Source organism: Methylocaldum sp. MU1018 (genome assembly GCF_053646775.1).
The window spans coordinates 2,335,363-2,356,687 of the sequence record NZ_CM132195.1; the positions used below are offsets into that span (position 1 = coordinate 2,335,363).

At 55.3% G+C, this 21,325-nt stretch carries 15 protein-coding genes and 1 pseudogene; 8 read left to right on the forward strand and 8 right to left on the reverse strand.

The annotated features are described in order from the left end of the window. Positions 1 to 151: 151 nt before the first annotated feature. Positions 152 to 1,597, reverse strand: a complete 1,446-nt coding sequence (locus ACWJKU_RS10765; protein WP_454142303.1) for a lipopolysaccharide biosynthesis protein — start codon at positions 1,595 to 1,597, stop codon at positions 152 to 154. A gap of 859 nt (positions 1,598 to 2,456) precedes the next feature. Here ACWJKU_RS10765 and ACWJKU_RS10770 point away from each other — a divergent pair. From ACWJKU_RS10770 to ACWJKU_RS10785, 4 genes are all read left to right on the forward strand, one after another. Then, entirely contained in the window at positions 2,457 to 3,332 is an 876-nt protein-coding gene (locus ACWJKU_RS10770; protein ID WP_454142304.1) for a GGDEF domain-containing protein, read from the forward strand. 95 nt (positions 3,333 to 3,427) lie between these two features. Continuing rightward, positions 3,428 to 4,021 (forward strand): sugar transferase, encoded by a 594-nt coding sequence (locus ACWJKU_RS10775; protein WP_454148110.1) that lies wholly within the window; start codon positions 3,428 to 3,430, stop codon positions 4,019 to 4,021. Between the two features lie 91 nt (positions 4,022 to 4,112). Next, a complete protein-coding gene (locus ACWJKU_RS10780) occupies positions 4,113 to 5,621 on the forward strand; it encodes an O-antigen ligase family protein (protein ID WP_454142305.1) in 1,509 nt (502 codons plus the stop codon). Positions 5,622 to 5,656: 35 nt separating this feature from the next. Continuing rightward, positions 5,657 to 7,072 (forward strand): GumC family protein, encoded by a 1,416-nt coding sequence (locus ACWJKU_RS10785; protein WP_454142306.1) that lies wholly within the window; start codon positions 5,657 to 5,659, stop codon positions 7,070 to 7,072. Positions 7,073 to 7,643: 571 nt separating this feature from the next. Here the strand turns inward: ACWJKU_RS10785 and ACWJKU_RS10790 are convergent. The 7 genes from ACWJKU_RS10790 to zwf form a co-directional block, all read right to left on the reverse strand. Continuing rightward, positions 7,644 to 8,804 (reverse strand): glycosyltransferase family 2 protein, encoded by a 1,161-nt coding sequence (locus ACWJKU_RS10790; RefSeq protein WP_454142307.1) that lies wholly within the window; start codon positions 8,802 to 8,804, stop codon positions 7,644 to 7,646. Positions 8,805 to 8,968: 164 nt separating this feature from the next. Then, the gene (locus tag ACWJKU_RS10795) at positions 8,969 to 10,126 is read right to left on the reverse strand and encodes a GNAT family N-acetyltransferase (protein ID WP_454142308.1); all 1,158 of its coding nucleotides are present in this window, start codon (positions 10,124 to 10,126) and stop codon (positions 8,969 to 8,971) included. Positions 10,127 to 10,260: 134 nt separating this feature from the next. Then, on the reverse strand, positions 10,261 to 11,361 hold the full coding sequence (locus tag ACWJKU_RS10800) for a glycosyltransferase (RefSeq protein ID WP_454142309.1): 1,101 nt from the start codon (positions 11,359 to 11,361) through the stop codon (positions 10,261 to 10,263). A 190-nt stretch (positions 11,362 to 11,551) separates the two neighbouring features. Further along, on the reverse strand, positions 11,552 to 12,358 hold the full coding sequence (locus ACWJKU_RS10805; protein ID WP_454142310.1) for a hypothetical protein: 807 nt from the start codon (positions 12,356 to 12,358) through the stop codon (positions 11,552 to 11,554). A gap of 370 nt (positions 12,359 to 12,728) precedes the next feature. After that, positions 12,729 to 13,787, reverse strand: coding sequence for a hypothetical protein (locus tag ACWJKU_RS10810; RefSeq protein WP_454142311.1), 1,059 nt, complete (start codon positions 13,785 to 13,787; stop codon positions 12,729 to 12,731). 67 nt (positions 13,788 to 13,854) lie between these two features. Continuing rightward, entirely contained in the window at positions 13,855 to 14,523 is a 669-nt protein-coding gene (locus ACWJKU_RS10815) for an ElyC/SanA/YdcF family protein (protein WP_454142312.1), read from the reverse strand. Between the two features lie 511 nt (positions 14,524 to 15,034). Then, positions 15,035 to 16,573, reverse strand: a complete 1,539-nt coding sequence (gene zwf / locus ACWJKU_RS10820; protein WP_454142313.1) for a glucose-6-phosphate dehydrogenase — start codon at positions 16,571 to 16,573, stop codon at positions 15,035 to 15,037. Between the two features lie 115 nt (positions 16,574 to 16,688). On the opposite strand from zwf, the gene ACWJKU_RS10825 reads away from it, so the two are divergent. The 4 genes and pseudogenes from ACWJKU_RS10825 to ACWJKU_RS10840 all read left to right on the forward strand — a co-directional run. Beyond that, entirely contained in the window at positions 16,689 to 17,612 is a 924-nt protein-coding gene (locus tag ACWJKU_RS10825) for a CPBP family intramembrane glutamic endopeptidase (RefSeq protein WP_454142314.1), read from the forward strand. A 634-nt stretch (positions 17,613 to 18,246) separates the two neighbouring features. Further along, complete coding sequence (cmoA, locus tag ACWJKU_RS10830) at positions 18,247 to 18,972, forward strand: carboxy-S-adenosyl-L-methionine synthase CmoA (RefSeq protein WP_454148112.1); 726 nt, start codon at positions 18,247 to 18,249, stop codon at positions 18,970 to 18,972. Then, a complete protein-coding gene (locus ACWJKU_RS10835; protein WP_454142315.1) occupies positions 18,969 to 19,760 on the forward strand; it encodes a methyltransferase family protein in 792 nt (263 codons plus the stop codon). Before cmoA ends, ACWJKU_RS10835 begins: the two co-directional genes overlap by 4 nt. Positions 19,761 to 20,054: 294 nt before the next feature. Further along, positions 20,055 to 20,497: pseudogene (locus tag ACWJKU_RS10840) on the forward strand (transposase); the annotation flags it as partial. Positions 20,498 to 21,325 lie beyond the last annotated feature (828 nt).

Genomic DNA, 21,325 nt, shown 5'->3' on the forward strand with positions numbered 1-21,325 from the left:
CCGTGCACTTCGACCCGTTCGGTGCGAACGGTTCCCATCGGATCGATCGATTCCGTTCGTGCCGAGCCGGTCGAAGCCTGAACGGGTAGCTTTTTCGAGGTGCCCATTCCGGGGTTTGCCCGAGTTCGGTGTTTGCGCCGCCAAGCTTGCCTCAACGCTTAACGGCTTCGAGTATGGTATTTGCTCCTTTGATCACGACCTCCTTTTCCAACAGCCATAATGTTCCGATATATGTCGCGGCTCCCGTTGCTCCGGCAATCAGAAGTTGTATCAGGGGAGGCGAATCGCTGATGCCATAAACCAATGGAGCGGTAACCGCCGTAAGCGCCGTCCCTCCGACGAATGCCGGCCTGAGTGCGAGCATCAATTCCAATACGGTGACGCCTATGACCCGAATGACCACGAACAAATGGATGATTTTGACCACGAATGCGGTCACGATCAGTCCGAGCGCCACGCCGACGAGCCGATATTGAACGCCTATCAAAAGAGACGGAATCAGCACTGCGGTATGCAGTATCCCCATTTTCAACAACAGTTCCGGCCGTCCGATCGCTTTATATACGTCGCCCGCGGTCGTTCCGATCGACAAGATGAGAAACGATATCGGCAGCAGTCTGAGAATGGGAATCGCATCCAGCCACTGAGAACCGAGCAAGACGAGAACTATGGGCTCTGCCGTTATCATCAGGCCCAGAGATATCGGAACGATGAAAACCTGCACGTATCGGGTTACCGACAGAAACGTTCGCCTCAGCAGTTGAGGCTGGTGTTGCATCGTCGCCAGGGCCGGAAACATGGCCCCCGCCAAGACCACCCACACATTCATGATCAGGAGGTCGAGGATGCGGTAAGTGATTCCATATACACCGAGAGCCGCATCGCCGAGGGTCCGCCCGATGACGATGAATTCGAGATTCGAGATAAAAGCGTTGACCAGGTTGAATCCCATGAAGGGCACGCTGAACCTCAAGAGACGGTCTAATTGCGCTCTGTCGATTCGCATTCGAAGTTTCTGCCGCAATGCGATGCGCGCCAATACCACGCCGGAAACCGAACTGGTCAACTGCCCGATGATCAGCGACCATGCCCCGTAGCCTTTAACGGCGAGCACTATGGTAACGGCCGCTTTGACGATCAAACGGCCAAGATCCGGTATGAGTTTCTTGCGAAACGCCAAGTCCCGCTGAAGAAGCGCCGTGTGCACCGACCCGAACGGATCGATGACGAAGGTCAAAGCGAGTATCCGCAACATCAGATCTACGGCGGGCTCGCGGAAAAAAATCGCCACCGCGGGAGCAATGCCGAAAGCGATCAGGAAAAACGCTATTCCGATGAGGAGATTCGCGGCATACACGGTGTTCGCCGCTTCCTGTACGTCGCTGCGCTGCTGTATGAGGGCGCTTCCCAGGCCCAGGTCTTGAAGCAGGGAAAAATAAGAAATGACGACCGTCGCAAGGCCCACCAACCCGAAGGTTTCGGGCGGAAGCAGTCGCGTAAGCACCGCCATCGTGATCAACGTAACGCCCTTGCTCAGCGCAAACGACGCATAGTTCCACGCCACGGCATGTACGGTCTTTTTGCCAGCATGTTTCATGGTTCAATCCCTTGTTCCGATTCGTTTGCAGCCCGAAACCACGATGTTGCGGCATCGATCCCGGAACTGAGCGCTGCGTCGTCCCGGCAGGACCTTATGGCCCCGCCCCTCCTTGTCCTTGCGCGATATTAATAAGCGACTGGCGCTCCTTACTCTAATACAAGTCTTGCCGATACGCCAAGAGATGCGATGAACTCTTCCGCAGGGCGAGGCGGCCGTTCACGCGCCGTCCGAAAGGCCCGATCGTCCGCACAACCTCTTTACGGCAGCCCGATGGACCGGCAAACTGAAAACGTTTGTGAACGAACCTGCATCGAAAAGCAGGCGCGATTGTTGATATTTTGTCTTCCCCGATCGCGCGGGGGTTTGCTATAGTGGATGGCGCCGGCCGGACCGTCCGGGGTTCAGGCCGAGGCAGGGAGGCTGATCGAGCTATGGAGTTCGCCGATGGATCGCGCACCGTTTCCGTTTCATTCAAACCCGGGCTCCCGTTCGGGATCCGCCCACCCACCGGCCGGGGCAGCATTTCGACGTCCCCTTCTCGACACCGTCCAGACCCTATCCGAGTGCGGCGGAAAGTGCGCGCGAATCGAAAAACGATAAAATCGGACCGACAAACCTGAAACCTGACATCAACGGAGGTATCGAGAAGTATTGAAAGCATAACGGCAGATCGCAGCAAAAGGATTCAATGCAGCGAGCGTATCCCCGTTAGCAGAATCGTGAAAAACGCGATTTACCTATAGTCAGCGGTATGCAACCCCAAAACGGATCTGCCGCCGACCGTATCGCAGTCGACTTTTTCACCAGACTGTTAAGGACGAAGAGAACGTAGTTTGCAAGAAAGGAGTATTTGCAAATGAAAGCCATTTTAAAGGACTTGCTTGGCCTGCTGACAAGCATCTTCGTATTTTTCGGTCTTGACATCGCCACTCCGGAAATCGGCTTGATCTCCGGCATCTCTCCGCCCGCGAAAATTTTGGCCATCGCATCGGTATTGATTATCGTGGCCGGCTGGAGATTCTGGGCCGGGCACTCCGTATTCCTCCCTCTCTTGCTGGTTACCGGCTCCGGCTTTGTAATAGAGATTCTCTATACGAAACCCTCTGCCGACTATCTCTCAGAGATTCTGGCCATCACTTTACTCGGCTCTTTGGTTTATTTTTCCCATGCGGTATCGCGATGGTTCTCCTACGTGTCGGAGGAACTGGAAAGCATACTTCTGAAAGACGTCGGCAAACCCATCGCCAAGCTCACCGATTCGTTGGACGACGTCAATAAATACCTTTATCAGAGTCGACGGTCAGGCCATCCTCTTAGCGTTATCTTGTTGGATATGAAAGAGTCTCCGAACACGGACGATCTTTCCGTTTACCAAGAATCCATATTGCGCGATCTCGCCGAACGCTATCTAAAGCGTTTTCTCAAAACCCGGCTGATAAACCGCATCGCCGCCGGCTTTAGGCGCAGCGACATGATCGCGATGTGTGCGGAATATGAATCGCGCTTGCTGATCATGTGCCCGTCGACGAGCCTGGAGGAATGCAATACGGTCATTCGGCGGATTCGAGCCAGCGCCACTCGGGGATTCGACCTCCCCGTATCGATCGGATCCGCTTCATTCCCGAGCGACGGATTTACCCTCGAAGCCTTGATCAAAGCAGCCGAAACCCACCGCGTCGATGGCAAAAATATTTTGCCCATCGAAGAAGAAACCGAGGAGAAAGCCGCATGATCAGTCCAACGCTTCAGGAACGATATGGAAAAGAGCTTGATTGGCTGAGCCGATTCAAGTCGAGGCCGTCGGTACCGACCGATCGCGGCTATTTAATGACCAAGCGGCTTCTCGACATACTTTTTGTCGTACTTTCGACGCCGATATGGCTATCTCTGATTTCGATAATTTCGTTGCTGATAAAATTGGAATCGCCGAGAGATTCCATTTTCTTCCTGCAGGAAAGAACCGGGCGGAACGGTCAACGATTTCGCATCTATAAATTCAGGACCATGGTTCCAAATGCCGAGGCGCTCAAATACGAACTCATGCATCTGAATGAGCTGCAATGGCCCGACTTCAAAATCAAGAACGATCCGCGGATAACCCGCGTAGGCAAAATATTGCGAAAAACGAGCCTGGACGAACTGCCCCAGATTTTCAATCTTTTGTTCGGCCAAATGACGCTCGTAGGTCCGCGTCCGACTTCGTTCCGTCCCGAGACATACCGGCTATGGCAAACCGAGCGTCTCGACGCCATGCCCGGAATAACGGGTTTATGGCAGATTCAAGGTAGAAATACGACGGAATTCGACGAGCGGTCGCAACTCGATATCGCCTATATTCAACGAGCCTGCCTCCGACTCGATGTAGAAATACTTTTGCGCACTTTTAGGGTACTTCTGGCGCGGCGGGCACTTGGTTGTTAACCGCCCGAATCCGGGCTAAACATAACGATACATATCCGATTATTAGGAAAATTGAAACCCGTTTAATTTTGTCGGGCACAAGGAGAAAAAGGTGTTATCTAAAGCAAGGATCTGGCTGTCCGAACCGCCCAATTTTGGACGATGGATTGCCGTACAAAAATGGGATATTTTGGCCCTGGGCACGAGCGCAATAGTGCCTATCCTGATGGTATCCCAGTTGGATGCTCTCCAACTGGCCCTGATGTTTGCCATCGTCTTTGTCGGACTCCCGCTGGCCGTACTCACCTTTCTCCGCATCGATTGGGGCCTGGCGGCATTGACGTTCGTCATCTATACAAATGCCTCGGACATCGCCATCGAGCATGGAGCGCCTTCGCCGACCAAATTTTATGGTGCAACGGTATTATTGGCGGCAATCCTTCGCATGATACGCGGCGACAAACCCGTTGGAATCGGAAAACCGATTTTCCTGACATTGGGATACATGCTGCTGATTCTTGCCTCCCTATCCTATTCGGACTATTACCGGGACGCGAGCGATTTCGTTTTCAATTACATCAGGGAAGGCATGATTTGCATCATCATACTCCTGATACTAAGAACCGGCGTCACGTTGAGGGTCGTCATCTGGTCATTGATGTTTGCGGCATTGCTTCTGGTATCCATGAATTTTCTTCAGTTTATAACCGGCGCCTACTGGTTCAATTTTGTGGGATTCGCAAATGCCGAATACGACATGCTGGCTAAAGATTTGGGCGATTATCGAATATCCGGCCCATTGGCCGATCCGAACTTTTACGCTCTTATCCTTCTACCGGTTTTGCCATTATGCATCGAGCGCCTGATCAACGAGCCTTTACGTTTTCTGCGCCCGGCAGCCGCGGTCACTTTCGTGTTGGTACTTTTAGCCATCAGTCTCACCTATTCTCGCGGCGCACTCGTCGGAATTGCCGCGATGCTTGGACTGGCGCTGGTACGGGTGCGCGCTCGCGTTTCGCCAAAAGCCTGGGGAGTGGCGCTGGCGGTAATACTTTGCGCACTGCCCCTCATTCCCGATGCGTATATGACGCGCGTAAACGATCTGATTGGTACTCTTTCAGGCGAAAAAGACCCTTCGGACTCCAGCGCAGCGGATGTGTCGGTGGACGGACGCAAGGCCGAAATGCAGGTTGCTTTGCGTATGTTTTCGGATAATCCGTTGTTTGGCGTGGGAGCGGGTAACTATATCTTCAACTTCCAGCGTTATAGCCAGGACCTGCATCTCATCAATCGCGGCGAGGATCGAAACGCGCATAGCCTCTATCTTCAGATAGCAGCCGAACGGGGGCTCGTCGGTCTGGCGGCTTTCGGCGTTCTGTTGTGGTTTATGATCCGAAGCCTGAGATCATCCAGACATATGTTTCAAGAAGCCAAGCTTTACGACTACGGAGCTCTGGTAACGGCCTTCGGCATCGGTTTTTTCGGATTCCTGGCCAGTAGCCTGTTTCTGCACGAATCTTATCCAAAATACTTCTGGCTTCTCATGGGTATCGCCCTTTCTTTCCCTCAAGCCGCCCAGGGGGAAATCGCTCGACGCGGCGGACGTTCGTTATCGTTGTAATTTTTCTTTAAATAACTCGTTATAAGGACATAACCGTGACACGCGCTAATCATCAAATTTCAGATTCAGGCCTGACAACCCTGCTGCTCAGGCAAAAATATAAGGCTTTAGCTGCTTTCTTGATCTCTTTATCGGCCGGAACGATTGTCGCGCTACTTGAAAAACCCGTTTACGAAGGGCACGCTGCACTATTGTTCAACCTCGGCCGAGAGTATACTTACATCCCCGAATTCAGCGGCCCCTATAACAGTTCGAGACGCGAATTCAGAATGGAGGAGATGATCAATACCGAAACTGAACTTTTGAATAGTACCGATCTGCGCCAGAAAGTCATCACGGCGATTGGCATAAAAACCTTATACCCCGGATTGAAAAATGCCGATTCGCAGAATCAGGCCGCAATGGATCAAGCCCTGCTGAATTTCAACAAAGACCTCGTCGTTAAGAGCGTCAAGAATTCGGGCGTCATCCATGTCTATTTCGCGCATAACGATCCAGCCGTCGCAAAACGTGTCGTCGATCTGATGGTGAACAATTTTATCGATAAACACGTAAGACTTTACGGGGATTCTCGTACTCCGTTTTTTGAGCAGAAACTTTCCGAATACGCTGCAGGATTGAACGAAGCCACGCATTCACTGCAAGACTTCAAGCAGCAATACGGTATCATCAACGCGGACGAACAGATACGGTTGCTGCTTCAGAAACAAGCGGCCGTGGATGAAATCTTGCGGTTTTCAAAATCCAAGGAGAAAGAACTGACTTATAAACTGGCTTCTCTTCAAAGCTTGAAAAATAAAATGCCGAAACATAACGAGTTCGCTCAGCAGAAGCTTCTCGAACTTCAACTGAAAGAGCAGGATCTCTTGCGAAAATATAACGAAAACAGCAGAACCGTGACCGAGGTCCGGAAAGATATCGCCAGCATCAACGAAATCATGCGCAAGGACGAAAAACAAACATCGGGCCGGTTGGGTCGCATGCCGAATCCAGAATACTGGGAGTTGGAATTAGAAACGACACACCTTGAGCCCGAACTGGCAAGCACTCAGGCGGCTATAAAAGATGCCGAGCAAACCTTGAGGCAGATTAATGACCAATTGTCGTTGATTAACATGCATAAAGGTGAACTGCTCGATCTGGAGACCCGCTTGTCGGTCAAGGAAAACCTGTATAAGGATTACCTGAGCAAACTCGAGGAAACCAAAATTTCCGAAGAACTCGATCTCAAGAAAGTGACCAATGTCCGCGTCTTCCAGGAACCCACGATTTCGCCCAAGCAATTGAATGCATCGAAGTTGATCAAGATAACGGTTGGTGCCCTTTTCGGCCTTTTCGCAGGGGTTGGCGTGGCCTATTTAGCGGAACTCAGACGGCGACGCTCGTCCACGCCGGAAGGTGCCGAACAAGAACTCGGCGTGCCGGTTTTGGCGCGCATTCCGGCGCCTTAGAGAAGTGACACAGGGGCGGCTTCGGTCGCCCCCCACGACCATACGACACAAATGTTCCGCACGGAATACCGTTAACTGACGCGAGATGAAAATGCTCTAGGGGGCGCCTCGAAAAACCGCGCACTTCGTGCCGAGCGGGTCGAAGCCTGAACGGGGTAGGTTTTTCGATGCGCCCTTTTCTTAGCGCATTTTCTGATCTGACATAGCGCCTACGAGAGTGGACGCTATACTTTTTAATCCCATTCGAGCATCCTATCAATTCGGCCCTCGAATACCCTACAGATTCCGTTCGGACTGAGCCCTTCGACTTGACTCGGGGCGAACGTCATTAGCCTGGTCTATAAATATAATTCTAGGCGAGAATGCCACAGTGCAGCGACAAGCCGAGTCAGCCAAGCCGGACGTGTATCGACCTTGCGTCGCCCCGAAATACCGGGAGGATATTTGCGATCTTATGAATAATCTTGAACCGGGTTATTGTTCCGGCCGTTAAAAAACGATTTTCGGCTTCAATGGCCGGAACAATAATCGATTCCTCGAAGCGGGCGCCTTTCCGGAGACGTTCCGGGTTTTATTCGGTTCGGCGGGCTTTCTCCCAAAGCACTGTCTGCATACCTTTTGAATATCTTATGAGCCCGCGAAAGGAAGCGAGGTTCCCGCTAGCTATGTAATACCAAATGCCTAACATACCGATATGAAATCCATATTTCTCGGAAATCCATCCGGCGAGGGCAAACAAGAAAAATACGAGCTGGGTCGAGAATAATATTTCGACTATATACGGAGTATCCGAATACAGCATCAGCCCGGCACTCGAAACGAAAATTCCCGCACTGAAGAAAGGCAGAAAAAGGCGCATGATCTTGTGGGATACCAGCTCAAAAATAACCAGTTTGTCATTCCACGGCCACAATCTTGCGGCATCGAAAACCATCTGAAAGCGCCCGGCCGTAATGCGCTGCCGTCGCTTGACTTCATCGCGGGTCGACATCGCCGAGCTTTGAAAACAGATCGCTTCGGGCTCGTAGACGACACGGAACCCTTGACGCAATACCCGCATGGCAAGATATGCGTCATCCAGAATCGTATCGATGGGGATAGGTTCGAACAATGACGCGCGTATCGCGAGCATCGCCCCGCTCACGCTTACCGTCGATCCGCACCGGGTTTCCTTCATCTTGATATAAGCCTCATAACTCCAATAGGAATTTTCGGCTCCGAAGATCGGCGACTTGTTCTTGTGCAGGGTTCTATTGCCGTTGACGCATCCGACTTCGGCATCGTTGAAATTTCGAACCAGTATTTTCAGACTGTCGGATTTATAAATGGCGCGCGCATCCGAAAAAACCAGGATTTCCCCGCGAGCCGAAGCCGCCGCACGATTCATGGCGGCGGCTTTCCCCTCCCGCAGAGGAGAATGAAGCACTTTGACGCGATGCTGATTCGCATATTCGCGGATCGCGGACAGTGTTCCATCCGTCGATCCGTCATCGACAACGATAATCTCCAGAAGGTTTTCGGGGTAATTCAGAGACAGGCAATTTTCGATCTTTTTGGCGATGATATCTTCTTCGTTATAAGCGCTGACGATCAAGCTGACCGCCGGATAAATCGGTGCCACATCGATGCAGCGCCGCCGGATCAAGGCAAGACCGGTAATTAAGATGGGATATCCAAGATAGACATAGAAAATCAGGCCTAGACATAACCAAAATATCGATAACATCATCATTCCCTGATACCTTGTCCAATGGTATTTAAAGAAACGTTATCAAAGACCGTATGACTCCCTCATATCGTCCATGTTAAAGAATTTTAAAAACTTTTTGGTCAATTGATTTAGGGTTGTCCAGTTAGCCGAATCAAATCGGCGGCTGCAACTCCGTCGCTCGCCGCTCACACGCGAACAGGACGCCCCGATATGATATTCAGGCTCTTCAGCCTCGGCTTCAGCACATCCCACAACGGACGAACTTGAAGCAGAGAACGTTGCCACAGATAGAAAAGCCGCCCCCGCACCGTTTTTCTGCAAAAATATTGATGAGATACTCCGTAAGATTGCGGCTTCCATTGAATATGCCAGGGAGCGTCGGTAATCAAATTATTTGTCCTGATGCCACGTTCCTCGCAATACTTCACGATATATTCCCGGAGAAGATGGCCCGGACTACAGGACGAATAGCTTTCGTCATAGCCTATTTTAAGGGTATATAGAGTATCGTCAGTAATCAAGCTGAACTCCACTGCTATAGGGTTATCGTCGTGCCACATGATATGAATATCGCACCCTCCGGATTCCGAGTAGTTCTCCATCAAAAGTCTATAAAAAGATTCCAGATTTTTGTCCAGCGTTATGGCCGTACCGAGTCCTTTTTGCCCTTTCCAGCCGGAGGCTTCGACATTCAAAAAAATCTCGTAAGCCCTATCGAGATCGGGGCGCTTAGACACGGACGTAAAGGTTATTCGTCCCAAATTGTCGGCACGCTTTCTGGCTCGCCTGAGATTATTTCTGAAGGTCGTCGTGAATCCCCTGAACATCAGATCATACGGGCGCACAGTGAGATAATCGCATCCGCCGCAGGGTCTCCTGACGCTCAGAATGTCGGGCTGTCCGGCTAGCGCGGTCCTGGCGGATGATTCTTCGAGGACGCGCGGCAGATAAATATAATCCCACGACACGCCGGGTAGTTCGGCTAGGTGCTTCAATACCAGAAGCATATAAGATTTTGCGCGTTCGGGGTTTGCGACCACGAAATCGTTGAGGCACATGTGCGGATGGCTTGGAAGCTGCAAGCTTCTCATTCTGAATGGGGGTATTCCCCGAGAGGATATCTTTAACGGGAAAACGGCTTCCGGGGCGTTGTCCAGATAGACCACCGTGAACAGCATGTCGTCGGGTTTGTCTTCCAGGGAGCCAAGATAGCAACGGTACCAGTCCGCGAGATGGAAGAACCGCTTGGCTTCCATTGCCTTGTTGATGAAGTTCCATGCCGAGGCAATCTCTTCGAGGCCGGACAGTCCCCGATGCGTTTCAATCGTCACTTTTTTCGACATGCTGCATATCCTTCAATCCTTTGCGTTTGCAGTTTTCGTTTTCGGATACCCATTCCGTGGGCAGGCAGGAGAAAGAGGCGATATCGAAGAACGGTCGAAAGGCGGTCTTTCGGCTTATAAAAGATAGCCATTATTCAGGAACAAATACCGGATCGGTAAATTTCCAGCGTCTTCGCGCACATATCGCCCGCGGCGGATTTTTGCTTCACGAGTCGAAAGGCGGCTTCCCCCAGCGCGGCGCGATCGGCCGGATGATCCATCAGCCAGCAGATCCCGGCCTCCAGCGCACCCGCGTCCGCAGGCGGAACGAAAAAGGCCGTTGCGCCGTGTTCGAATAGTTTGGCGAGACCGCCCACTTCGCTCAAAAGCAGGGGGAGACGATGGTTGCAGGCTTCGAGAACGGCGTAAGGCAGCCCTTCGGAGAGCGACGGCAGGCAAAAGGCGTCGCTACCGCTCAATAAATCGGAAATGTCGTTACGGAAACCGGCGAAATGGACGACATGCCCTAGCCCCGCCCTCTTCACGCGCTCTTCGTATTCGGCGCGCAGACCGCCGTCCCCGACGACGAGGCAACGCAGCTGCGGCCTTGCTTTCGCGATACGTCCCAGCGCATCGAACAGGAACCCGTGTCCTTTGACGGATTCGAGCCGGCCGACTACCGTCAGTACGAACGCCTCGGAATCCCATCCCAACGTCTTGAAGAATGGTGCATTTCGTCTTGGTAACGGTTCGTCGATATATTCGATCGCGTTGTGAATCAACGAAATTCGCGTGGCCGGAATACCCAATTCGCCGAGGTATTCGTATACCGACTCCGATACTGCAATGAAGTGAGATCCAAGCCAATAATTGAAATGCAAAACCAGTTCGTAGAGCCGCCCCTTCAGAGTATGTCCGTACTCGGGCCCGTAAGCGCTGTGAACCGTGCTGATTTTTCTCCTCGCGCCGGCACAGATCGCAGCCAATCCGCCCCAAAATTGGGATTGCGGATTATGGGCGTCGACGACCTTGTAGCCGCCTTTTCGAATCAGGCGGTACAAATAAAGCAGGATGCGCGGGTCGCCGCGCGAAAACGGCACGGGCAAGAAAACCAACTCGCTGGATTCGAGCCGCCGGTGCAGCATCGAGTCTTTCAAAGTCGCAACGGCATAGGGATGCTCTCCGTGAAGCCTTCGCGCCAGCGCCGTAACACGTACGTCGACACCACCGTAGAATTTCGCCAGATCGACAATCAAAATCGGATCGTTTTGAAGCATGACCTTCAAAAAAATGGTTAGCGATTAGCCCGAAAAGCTCTCCGATCCATGATCGACGCAGATGCCTTCATTCCGGTCCGCATCGAATCTCATCATGGCCCCGGCCGGCAACCTCTTAGAAAGCTTTCATCGGCAGACCGTTGTCTTTTTGCGCCATCATTGAATAACGCTATTCGAGGTATTTTTCCCACGGCGTATTCTTTAACGCCCGGCTCACTTCGTCGAAGTTGCCGATAAGCTGATCGAGCGCCTCGGGATTCTGTTTCCTGTATGCGATCCTGTTTGGGTCCCATCGCTTGGCACCCACGAAGGTTATGGCTTCAGAGACTATGGCATCGAAGTTTTCGACCAGATCTTCATAATAGATATCCAGCCTGTCCCGATCCGAGAATCTCTCGCGGGTTTGCAACTCCCAGATTTCGATTTGATTGATTTGCCCGATGAGGCTTTCAGGCGCGAGATAGATTCTCTTCCGGTCCAGCGGAATCCTTTTCCATGAATAGGTTTTCAGCCAAACGTCGGTCTTGAATGCAATAGCCAGAGAAACCAGCGTCCTCAGACGATTTCGGCGCATCAAATGGATGATCTTGAATTCCTTCATTCGCGCGAATTCGGACCATTCCTGATTCGTCAAATGGTTATAAAAAATCTTGCACCCGACGGCACGAATGCAACGGGCATATTCATTGTAAAAACGAGATATTCCTTCATTAAAACCTTGCCCGATAATGCGGTTATCGCTGCTGAATATTTCATGGAACATCTCGACTTCAGGGCTCGATTTGAATGCGCTCATCAACAGGTTCGAACCCGTACGCGCATGCCCGATCAGCGCAAATCGCGTGTATTCCGTATATTTTCCGGACGCATAGCTCATCGCCCATAACGAAGCCGCTTTCAAAGCCGAATAAAGTTGTGCCATGCCATTAGCTCCTGTTAGTGTTCTTGGGCTTTCCACATAGGACAATTCCGGCATTTGCCCGGCGCTTCTTATTTTTCCGGCAAAGACTCGTTCGGCTTTACCGGCTTGCGACGCGCATCTTCGCATCGGCCGTGGGGCGAAGAACCATCGCGCACGCCATCCGGTCGTTCGCCATGAGCGCGTATGCTTTTTCGACCGTTTCCTCCCCGGCGCAAGCTAATACCTACGGTGCATTGTCCGGGCTAAGCCGCGGGCATAAAACTCGAAGAACTACCTAAGAAAGCCTACTTACGCGAGCAAGCCCGATCAGCGGAGTGCTCGATACCGAGCAACGCGTGTGGTCTCATGTCGTGGGAGGGCGGGCGACTGAAGTCGCCCCTGCGCGCCCCTACATCATCGTCCCTGCCTCCGTGTTGAAAACGCTCTAATCGCCCGGCGCGATCGCGTAGATGCGCTCTTTGGTGATCAAGCCGTCCAGCAGGTCGGTGGGATAGTTTTTCCAGCCAATGGAGCGAGGCGCCAAGCCCACGGCCGCCCATTTACTTTGCGCGGTGGCGTTATCCTCGAACTGGAAGTGGGCGCCGCCGCTCGTATCGGTGACGAACCAGCCGTAATCCCGCATCGCCACGGCGATGATCCGGGCCGCCCGCCGGGTCTGGTCGGACAGTTGGCTCGGCAGCGATTGCACCCAGGCGTCGATTTCCGCATCGGTGATGTTCAGCGCAAACCGGGTGCCCATCGGTATGCCGTTCTGGGTCACGCGGCCGTCCGATTTGATGGCGGGAGCGACGAACGTCCTGGCGGTATTCCGGCTCGGCATCGACAAGGCATGCTCGATCTTGCCCTGGGCGATTTCCTCGGGGCGAACCAGCATGGCGAGATAGGGAATGCCGCAGCCGCGCGAGCCTTTGAAGCCGTCTTCCTTGGTCCAGTAGGAGCCCGGCACCAGATTGCCGTTCGAGATGCGGATGGCGGAGCCGTTGACGCTCGCCTGCCAGAGATCCCATTCGCGCCCGCTGGCGGGGTCGAGGATGATCACCTGGCCGTCGGAGCCGGTGGCCGGTTTCCAGTTCGGATTCCAAGGGATCTTGGTACCGTTGAGCTTATTCCAGGACGGCCCCCGGACCGGATAGGAACCCTGGGCGTCGGTGGCCAGATACACCGGGTAGGTGTAACCGTCGAACGACAGATTGAAATTGCCTGGCCGTTTGGTGCCGCGGGTCCACAAACAATCGGCCAGGGCGGCGGACTGGGGATGGCGCGGCAGCCCGGCGACCGGCTTGTTCCACGGCGCGTTCGCGCCGAACGGGCGGACGTAGCGCGTATCGAAAGGTGACGAATCGGTTCCTCGCGGTCCGCCGGAGAGCGGAGCCGCCGGACGCTTCGCCGGCCGCGGCGCATCGGCTCCGACCCAAGAGCAGCCGCAGCACGCGCCCATAATGCTGCCGATCAGACAGCACCAAAAAACCTTCCCTCTGTTCATAGCACTCCCTCGTCAAGTTTGTTCCAAACCGGCCGTATCCTTCCGCAACGGGCGCGAACGGCGGCGCCTACTGCAAGCCGTCGTCGACAAGATTGCGGAATCCCTCGAACGCGAAGACTCCGCGCGCTCCGAGCATCTCTTTTTCCGGAGCGAAAAGCAGCGTCGCGTACGCATAAGCGATCACCTCGTCGACCACGGTTCGAAACCCCTCGCTGGATTCCCACCAGCGCGCGGGATCATAGCTTCGATCCTCGACGGCAATGACGCCGACGCGCGTAAACGGCCCCATCGCCGCCTGGAACAGGGCGCGGGTTCGGCGGGCATGCACTCCGAGCGACATGACGGTCAGCTTGGGCGCGGTTACCCGTTGCCGGAGAAGCAGGCTCTTCAAAGCCAGCGCCGAGACGTAGGTCCGGTCCGCGCTGGCCCGCGGCGCCGGAACCGCCCGCACCGCATCCGCATCCAATCCCAGCCGGATCAGCACGGCCGCCCCGGATTCGGCCGAGGTCCCGTACGCCTGGAGCAGGGTTCCCCTTTCGATCGGACCACCGGTGACGTACAGCTTGCCGTATCGGTTCCGTTTGAATTCGGAAACCACTTGCGCCATCGCATAATCCGGCATCCATCCTTCCGCGACGAGATCGCCTCCGAAAACGGGATCGCTGGGCGACAGAAAGGGATGAACCCATCGACCGGCCATGATCGCCAATCCCGTGGAGGCGAGCAAAAGGGCCATCCAGCCGCGGGCGGTCGGCAGCCAGCATCGACACCGCCGAATCAAACCGAAGTACGGCCGACGCCGGACATGATCCGCTCCTTGCATTCCGATCCCTCCAAATAGCCGGCGTTGCGGCCGCGCGGATGCGCCGCCGCGTTCGAACAAAGGCGCTCCGATCTTCCCTCGACCGGATTCGGGTCGGCCTCTCGCCACCCGAATCGTGCCGCCGCCCGGCGGCAAAGCGCACTCACCGCTCCAGAAAAAGCGCCCGCGACGGGGGCGAGTCAGCGGTCAGGCATGGATTCCGTTCGCGGCGAACGTGCCGGGCGCTCTCCCGAACCGAACCCGGACCAAAGCCATAAACCTAAAACCGCGGTTGAATCTCCGAAATGACCACAAGGCCACGTCAGCCGCCGCATGCCCTCTCCCCAATCCTTATCCCTCTGGAAGAAGAACCGGGGATGAGGGCTTAGGCTTAGGGCTTTTCAGATGGTTTCCAACAGCCGGATTCAGGATGAACGGAATCGGCTCATTCGGGGCTTCCTTTGATTTCGGGCCGCTCGGAGACCGTGCCCGCCCCGCCGAGGAGCGGCGTCAGCCAGCTATGGCCGTCCACCGCCGTCAGGGTGTCGGCGGATTCGGGGCCGGCCGAGCCGGCCGCATAATTCGGGAAATTGGCCGACCGATTTTCGGTCCAGACATCCAGCACCGGCATCAGCAAGCGCCAGGACGCCTCGACCTGATCGGCGCGCATGAACAAGCTGGGATCTCCGGCCATCACGTCCCGCAACAAGGTTTCATAGGCCGGCGGGGTCGCGACCTCGAAGGTTTCGTAATAATTGAACGTCATCCGGACCGGGCGCAGACGCCGCCTGGAACCGGGCTCCTTGACATAAAAATTCAGGCCGATCTCCTCTTCGGGCTGTAGCCGCAAGACCAGGCTCACGGGAATCGAATCCTCGCTGGCGGAGGCTGGAAAAGCCCGGTGCGGAACCGGCCGGAACCGTATGGAAATCTCCGACACGTCCGCCGCCATGCGCTTGCCGGTTCGCAGATAAAACGGCACGTCCTGCCAGCGCCAGTTATCCACGTACAATTTCAAGGCCGCGAAGGTCTCGGTATTGGAATCCGGCGCGATTCCGGGTTCTTCCCGATAGCCCTTGACTTCGCGTCCCTTGATCCAGCCCGGTCCGTACTGCCCCCGGATCGCGCGCTGAAACACCTGGTCCGGGGAAATCGGGCGCAGCGCGTGCATCACGTCCATTTTCCGGCTGCGGATATCGTCGGCGTCGTACGCCGCGGGCGGTTCCATGGCCACCAGGCAGAACAGTTGCATCAGATGGTTTTGCACCATGTCGCGCAGCGCCCCGGCGCGCTCGTAGTAGCCCGCGCGCTGCTCGACGCCGAGCGTTTCGGCCACCGTGATCGCTACGTGATCGATATAGCGCCGGTCCCAAATCGGTTCGAAAATGGGATTGGCGAAGCGGAGCGCGAGGATGTTCTGAACCGTTTCCTTGCCCAGGAAGTGATCGATTCGAAATATCTGGTTCTCCTGAAAATGCGCCCGAAGCGCCTGATTGATGGCGCGGTACGTATCGATGTCGCGACCCATCGGTTTTTCGACGACGATCCGCGACCGCTCCGGATAGCGGTGCAGGCCGGCCGCGCCCAGCGCTCCGGCGATCACGCTGAACAGGAAGGGCGGCGTGGCCATGTAATAAATCCGCTGGGACGGCTCCTTCCACGCGCGCTCCTGAGCCTTGATCGACTCCTGGAGTTTCTCGTATACGGCGGGATCGGCGAGATCGCCGCGCAGATAACGGATGCAGCGGACGAACTCCGGCCATTTGTCCGCGAAGCGTCCGCTTCCTTGAGATTTTTTGAAGCGCTCGGTCAATTCATCGTCCGACAGTTCCACCCTGTCGATGCCGACCAGAAGAAACCGCTCCGGCAGACTCTGATTCAAGTAAAGCCGATAAAGCGCCGGGAGAATCAGGCGCCAGGCGAGATCGCCGGCAAATCCGAACAGGACGAACACGGTGCCGTGCCGATGATTATTCTGCTCCATTCATGTCCCTCAATGACCTCTGTTTAACCCGCTGCGCGCCTTTATGAGATAGACTTCGGTTATTTTCGGCGGCGCGCCGTCGACTTCAGCGTATCAACTTTCCGAGCCCCCGGTCATGTTTTTTCCGAAAAACTCTGTTTTGGCGGCGCTGACGCCTTTGCTCGTCGTGCTTCTTTGCGCCACGCTCGCAGCGCTTTTGGCCCATCCGGTCTTTTGGGTCGCGGGCGGCGCCATCGGGTTTCATACGCTGGTAAACCGCAGCGGGCATTTGCTGCTCCTTCTCGGCGCGCTTGCGGCAGCGAAGTTCTTCGACCTGCGCCGCCGGGATATCGGGGCGGGAAGCGCATCGGAACTGTTCCGCCAGGCTGCGGCCGGCATTCCGCTGGGCGCCGCCATGCTCGCCCTTCACGCCTTGGCGCTGATCGCCCTGGGAGTCCGCGAGATCGATGCGGAGGCCCTGTCGAATGTCCATCGCCTGGGATCGATTGCCTTGAAATCGCTCGGCATCGGATTGCTCGTGGCGATCATCGAGGAAACGGTTTTTCGCGGCGTCCTGTTCGCCGCGCTCCGCAAAACCGCGGGAACCGCAGCGGCCGCCGTCATCAGTTCCTTTTATTTTGCCCTGCTCCACTTCCTGCATAGCGACTTGAAACCCGCAGCGGCCGAAGTCGAATGGAATACGGGTTTCCGGATCGTGGGCGACGCCCTGAGCCATCTTTCGGCTCCGGATCCCTCCTCTTTCCTCGCGCTGTTCCTCGCGGGAGCGTTTCTCGCCTGGATTCGGGCGGCGTTTCCGGCGGGCCTGGGCTATTGCATCGGCATACATGCCGGATGGGTTTGCATCATCAAAACCACCAAAGCGGCGACCGACGGGGTCGCAGGCGGGTACTGGTCGTTTCTGGCAGGCTCTTACGACGGGATGATCGGTTACCTCACGGCGGCCTGGATGAGCGTTCTGATTCTGCTGCTCATCATCCGCTTTCGTCGTCAAGCGAGCCTCCATACCCCAGGGCAATCGCGCTATGTGGAAAAGTTATAGTTAATCAAATGGATAGACACTGAAAGTTATTGAGAATGCTTATCGATAATTGTGTAAACAGTTAATTTTTCGATAATTGCAAAAGTCAAACGCAATCGCCCTACTCCATACCCTATAATCGCCACGGTTCGCCGAATGGATTTGCCGTAGCGGATGGATTGTCCGTCGCAATCCCGCATCATCGTCGACACCCCGGCAGATCCCTCCGGTCCGTCGCACCGTCCGGCCACCATCGCGGTGCAAAAGCACCAGTCGGCGGTTGAAATCCACCACTTTTTTCGAGCGGTTTCAGAGTCGGCGCCGGGACAGGGCGCGTCCCGCGCATCCGAAAGCCGAAAGCGCCCCAAGCAGGACAAGGAAAAACGATCATGGAAACATCGAGTACACGTCGTAACCACGAGCGACATACCGCTGGCATGAAGCTTGTACTCATCTGCACGCCACGATTGCCCTTATCAAGACTCTCGTCGGCGCCTCCGGGCCATCCGCCCCATCGTTCGTTATCGCCGGAACGTTTCGCGCAAATCGCTCTCAAGGGCGTTCGAGGACATCGAAAAAACCGGAACATTTCGCCTGCCTTGCGCAACCGAACCGATCAATTCGCGGAATCTGCAAAAAAAATCATTTGAAAACCATGATTAAAGATCAGTTATTCAAAGACAAACGTCCCGTCGTGATGGATTTCGATTTCGGCAAGGACACCGCCGAGGTTTTCGACGACATGCTGGATCGCTCCGTCCCTTTCTACGCGGAGATTCAGCGCATGATGGGCGAGATTGCGGGAGACTTCGCCGTCCCGGGCACCAATCTTTACGATCTGGGCTGCTCGACCGGAACGACGTTCGTCGGGCTCGATCCGGCCGTTCCGGCCGATGTGACCTTCATCGGCGTGGACTCCTCGCCGGAGATGCTGGAAAAGGCTCGGAAAAAGCTGGACGACTGCGGCTTTTCGCGCCCTCATGAGCTTATCTGCCTCAATCTGGATGACGGCGTTCCCATCGTGAACGCCTCCGTGGCGATCATGAACTTGACCCTGCAATTCATCCGCCCGCTCAACCGCGACCGCGTGATCTCGGGCATCGCCCACGGATTGAACGACGGTGGCTGTCTCATTCTGGTGGAAAAGGTGCTCAGCCAAGATTCGACCATCAACCGGCTGTTCATCAAGCATTATTACGATTTCAAGAAGCGCAACGGCTATAGCGAAATCGAAATTTCCCAAAAACGGGAAGCGTTGGAGAACGTCCTGATTCCCTATCATTTCGAAGAAAACCGAGAACTGTTGCTGCGCAACGGCTTCAAGGCCTGCGACGTTTTTTTCCGCTGGTACAACTTCTGCGGCATGGTGGCATTGAAATGAACGCCGATTCCCCGATTCAACGATCGCTGTTGCTTTCCGGACGCTTCTTCTTCCGCGTGCGCAACGCCCTGTTCCCGGTGATTTTCCTGCTGTTTCTGCTTTTGGTCAGACCGGCCGCGTTTCTGGGCCATGCAAAGCTGGACGCCTGGGTGACGGCGGCCGGAATACTCATGGCCTTTGCCGGGCAGGCATTCCGCATGCTGGTCATCGGATACGCCTATGTCAAACGCGGCGGCAAAAACCGGGAAGTCTTCGCCAACGAACTGGTGACACGCGGCTTTTACGCCCATACCCGGAATCCCATGTATGTCGGCAACTTCCTGATCATCGCCGGCCTCAGCCTGCTCTACGGTTCTCCCTGGGTCTACGCCGTGGCGATACCCTTCTTCGCCTGGGTCTATCTCGCCATCGTCACGGCCGAGGAAGCTTATCTGCGGGATAAATTCGGGGCGGTTTACGAGGCGTACGCCGCGAAGGTCAACCGCTTTTGGCCCGACTTGTGCGGCATCCGCGGCTCTTTGACCGAATTCCGCTACGACTGGCGGCGGGCGCTGGTCAAGGAATACAACACGCTCGTTTTCACCCTGGCCAGCCTCCTGGCGCTTTTGGACTGGAAAATCGCTTACGTGTACGGCTTCGAAGCCCATCGGACCGCGATCCGGCTTCTGTGCGCCGGATTCATACCGTTAACTCTGTTTTACGTATCGGTTCGCTTCCTCAAGAAAACCCGGCGGCTCCAGCCGGAGCGCAAGGCGGAATCGGAAGCGGTTTTCCGCTCGGCGAAATGACTTCGGCAACGTCTTGCCCAGCGTCTTGGGTCCGGCGATCAGCCGGAGATTCTGCCTCTTGTGGAACGCGGAATCGAGATATTAAGGTCGGCAATCCTTTTCTCGGCCACCGATAGGCCAGGCTGGAAATCCGTGGTCGCTTGGAACATCCGCTTCTGCTTACACCGGACTCCGGCTTCTTCCGGATGCGCTTGATCCGGTGTACGCCCACTTGGAACCCCGCGCTCGACCAGATCCGACTGTAATCGCTCCGGCCCATAGGTCTCCCGGGGCCGTTGATGATCTGCCCGGGAAAAACCGGGGGGCGGCTGCTCCGAAAACAAGCTGGCCTTCGTGATGGCGGTGCAAACGAGCGACGATGGATGGGCATCCTCTGCTTCTGCGCGTCGATTCCCTGCCGTTCACGCAAAAAGCGATCGAGGAGACTGGGCCCGCGCCTTGGCCCCGTCGACCTATGCGCTCACCGATGGCCAGAGCGGGTTTCGGAGCCTGCGCAGGCGGCGCAACATCCGGAATTTCATTGGGTAAATACGATGTTGAGCAACCTGAAGACCGCCATTTCCGGCGCCTATCACGCGTTCAAATTCGAGAAATACGCCCAGCGGTATTTGGCCGAGTTCCAATACCGATTCAATCGGCGTTTCAATCTCAAAACCCTGCTTCAGCGGCTGGCGCGCGCCGCCGCGTTCGCTCGGCCTCGACCCGAGTGGCGAATTCGCTTGGCTGAAGTTCATCGCTACTCGGGTAAAACAAGGCCTGTTTACAAGTCTGCTCCTGCGTCGACATCGTGGCGGTCGTGGGCGGAGTCGCTTCGCACCCTCTCTGCCGAGAAACGTCTCCCGCTGGGCAGATTTTGATCGCGGGCGCGGCAATGATCACGAAATCCGGGCGGCTCAGCGACTTCGATGCCCGCCATCTTCAATCGCCACAGGGAGCCGTCTTCTGGTTAGACGCAAGGGGCATCAGCCCAAACTACGCGCCGGCGCAACCGGATTGAGCAGCGCACCGGCGAATCGCCTCTGCCCGAGAACGCCGGAACCGAAGCTCGGTAACGATTACGTCAAAGCGGTCGACGGAGATCCGCCGCCGCGCTGAATGCATCAACCCGGCTGTCGGCACTTCGAGCCGCTCCAGGCTCCGGTCGCCGACGACCTCGTCACCCGCGCGAAGCCTCGACGGAAACTCCGACTGCGGCCATCCGGGGATCGAAAGCTATTTCCGTAGCGTAGCTGCAAAAATAATCTTGGTTAAAACTTGTGAACTGGATCACAAAACCCCGCAAAAAGCCGCTAAAGAAAAGATTTAATGGGCCGATATAAAAGATAACCGTCAAAAACCCGTCGTTTGCTCCTTGATACGCGGTTAAGCGTCATTTTTCCGATGCGCCTAGCGATCAAATACGGAGCGGGATACCGAGCGATCCACAAAATCAAAGCAATCGGAGGCTCTGGATAGCATTGGCACGATAAGTGGTTTCATACGGGCATATCGGCTCCGATCGATCAAGTTATCGATGGCAGAAGTTCTGTTTTATACCTCAAGGTATCAACAATAAATCAATTGCG

What these genes read in the sequence shown, in the direction of transcription:
- ACWJKU_RS10805 (WP_454142310.1), bottom strand. Translation starts at nt 12,358, where the DNA reads ATGCCGGAATTGTCCTATGTGGAAAGCCCAAGAACACTAACAGGAGCT.
- ACWJKU_RS10835 (WP_454142315.1), top strand. Translation starts at nt 18,969, where the DNA reads ATGAACGCCGATTCCCCGATTCAACGATCGCTGTTGCTTTCCGGACGC.
- ACWJKU_RS10790 (WP_454142307.1), bottom strand. Translation starts at nt 8,804, where the DNA reads ATGATGATGTTATCGATATTTTGGTTATGTCTAGGCCTGATTTTCTAT.
- ACWJKU_RS10765 (WP_454142303.1), bottom strand. Translation starts at nt 1,597, where the DNA reads ATGAAACATGCTGGCAAAAAGACCGTACATGCCGTGGCGTGGAACTAT.
- ACWJKU_RS10815 (WP_454142312.1), bottom strand. Translation starts at nt 14,523, where the DNA reads ATGGCCCTTTTGCTCGCCTCCACGGGATTGGCGATCATGGCCGGTCGA.
- ACWJKU_RS10795 (WP_454142308.1), bottom strand. Translation starts at nt 10,126, where the DNA reads ATGTCGAAAAAAGTGACGATTGAAACGCATCGGGGACTGTCCGGCCTC.
- cmoA (WP_454148112.1), top strand. Translation starts at nt 18,247, where the DNA reads ATGATTAAAGATCAGTTATTCAAAGACAAACGTCCCGTCGTGATGGAT.
- ACWJKU_RS10825 (WP_454142314.1), top strand. Translation starts at nt 16,689, where the DNA reads ATGTTTTTTCCGAAAAACTCTGTTTTGGCGGCGCTGACGCCTTTGCTC.
- zwf (WP_454142313.1), bottom strand. Translation starts at nt 16,573, where the DNA reads ATGGAGCAGAATAATCATCGGCACGGCACCGTGTTCGTCCTGTTCGGA.
- ACWJKU_RS10770 (WP_454142304.1), top strand. Translation starts at nt 2,457, where the DNA reads ATGAAAGCCATTTTAAAGGACTTGCTTGGCCTGCTGACAAGCATCTTC.
- ACWJKU_RS10775 (WP_454148110.1), top strand. Translation starts at nt 3,428, where the DNA reads ATGACCAAGCGGCTTCTCGACATACTTTTTGTCGTACTTTCGACGCCG.
- ACWJKU_RS10810 (WP_454142311.1), bottom strand. Translation starts at nt 13,787, where the DNA reads ATGAACAGAGGGAAGGTTTTTTGGTGCTGTCTGATCGGCAGCATTATG.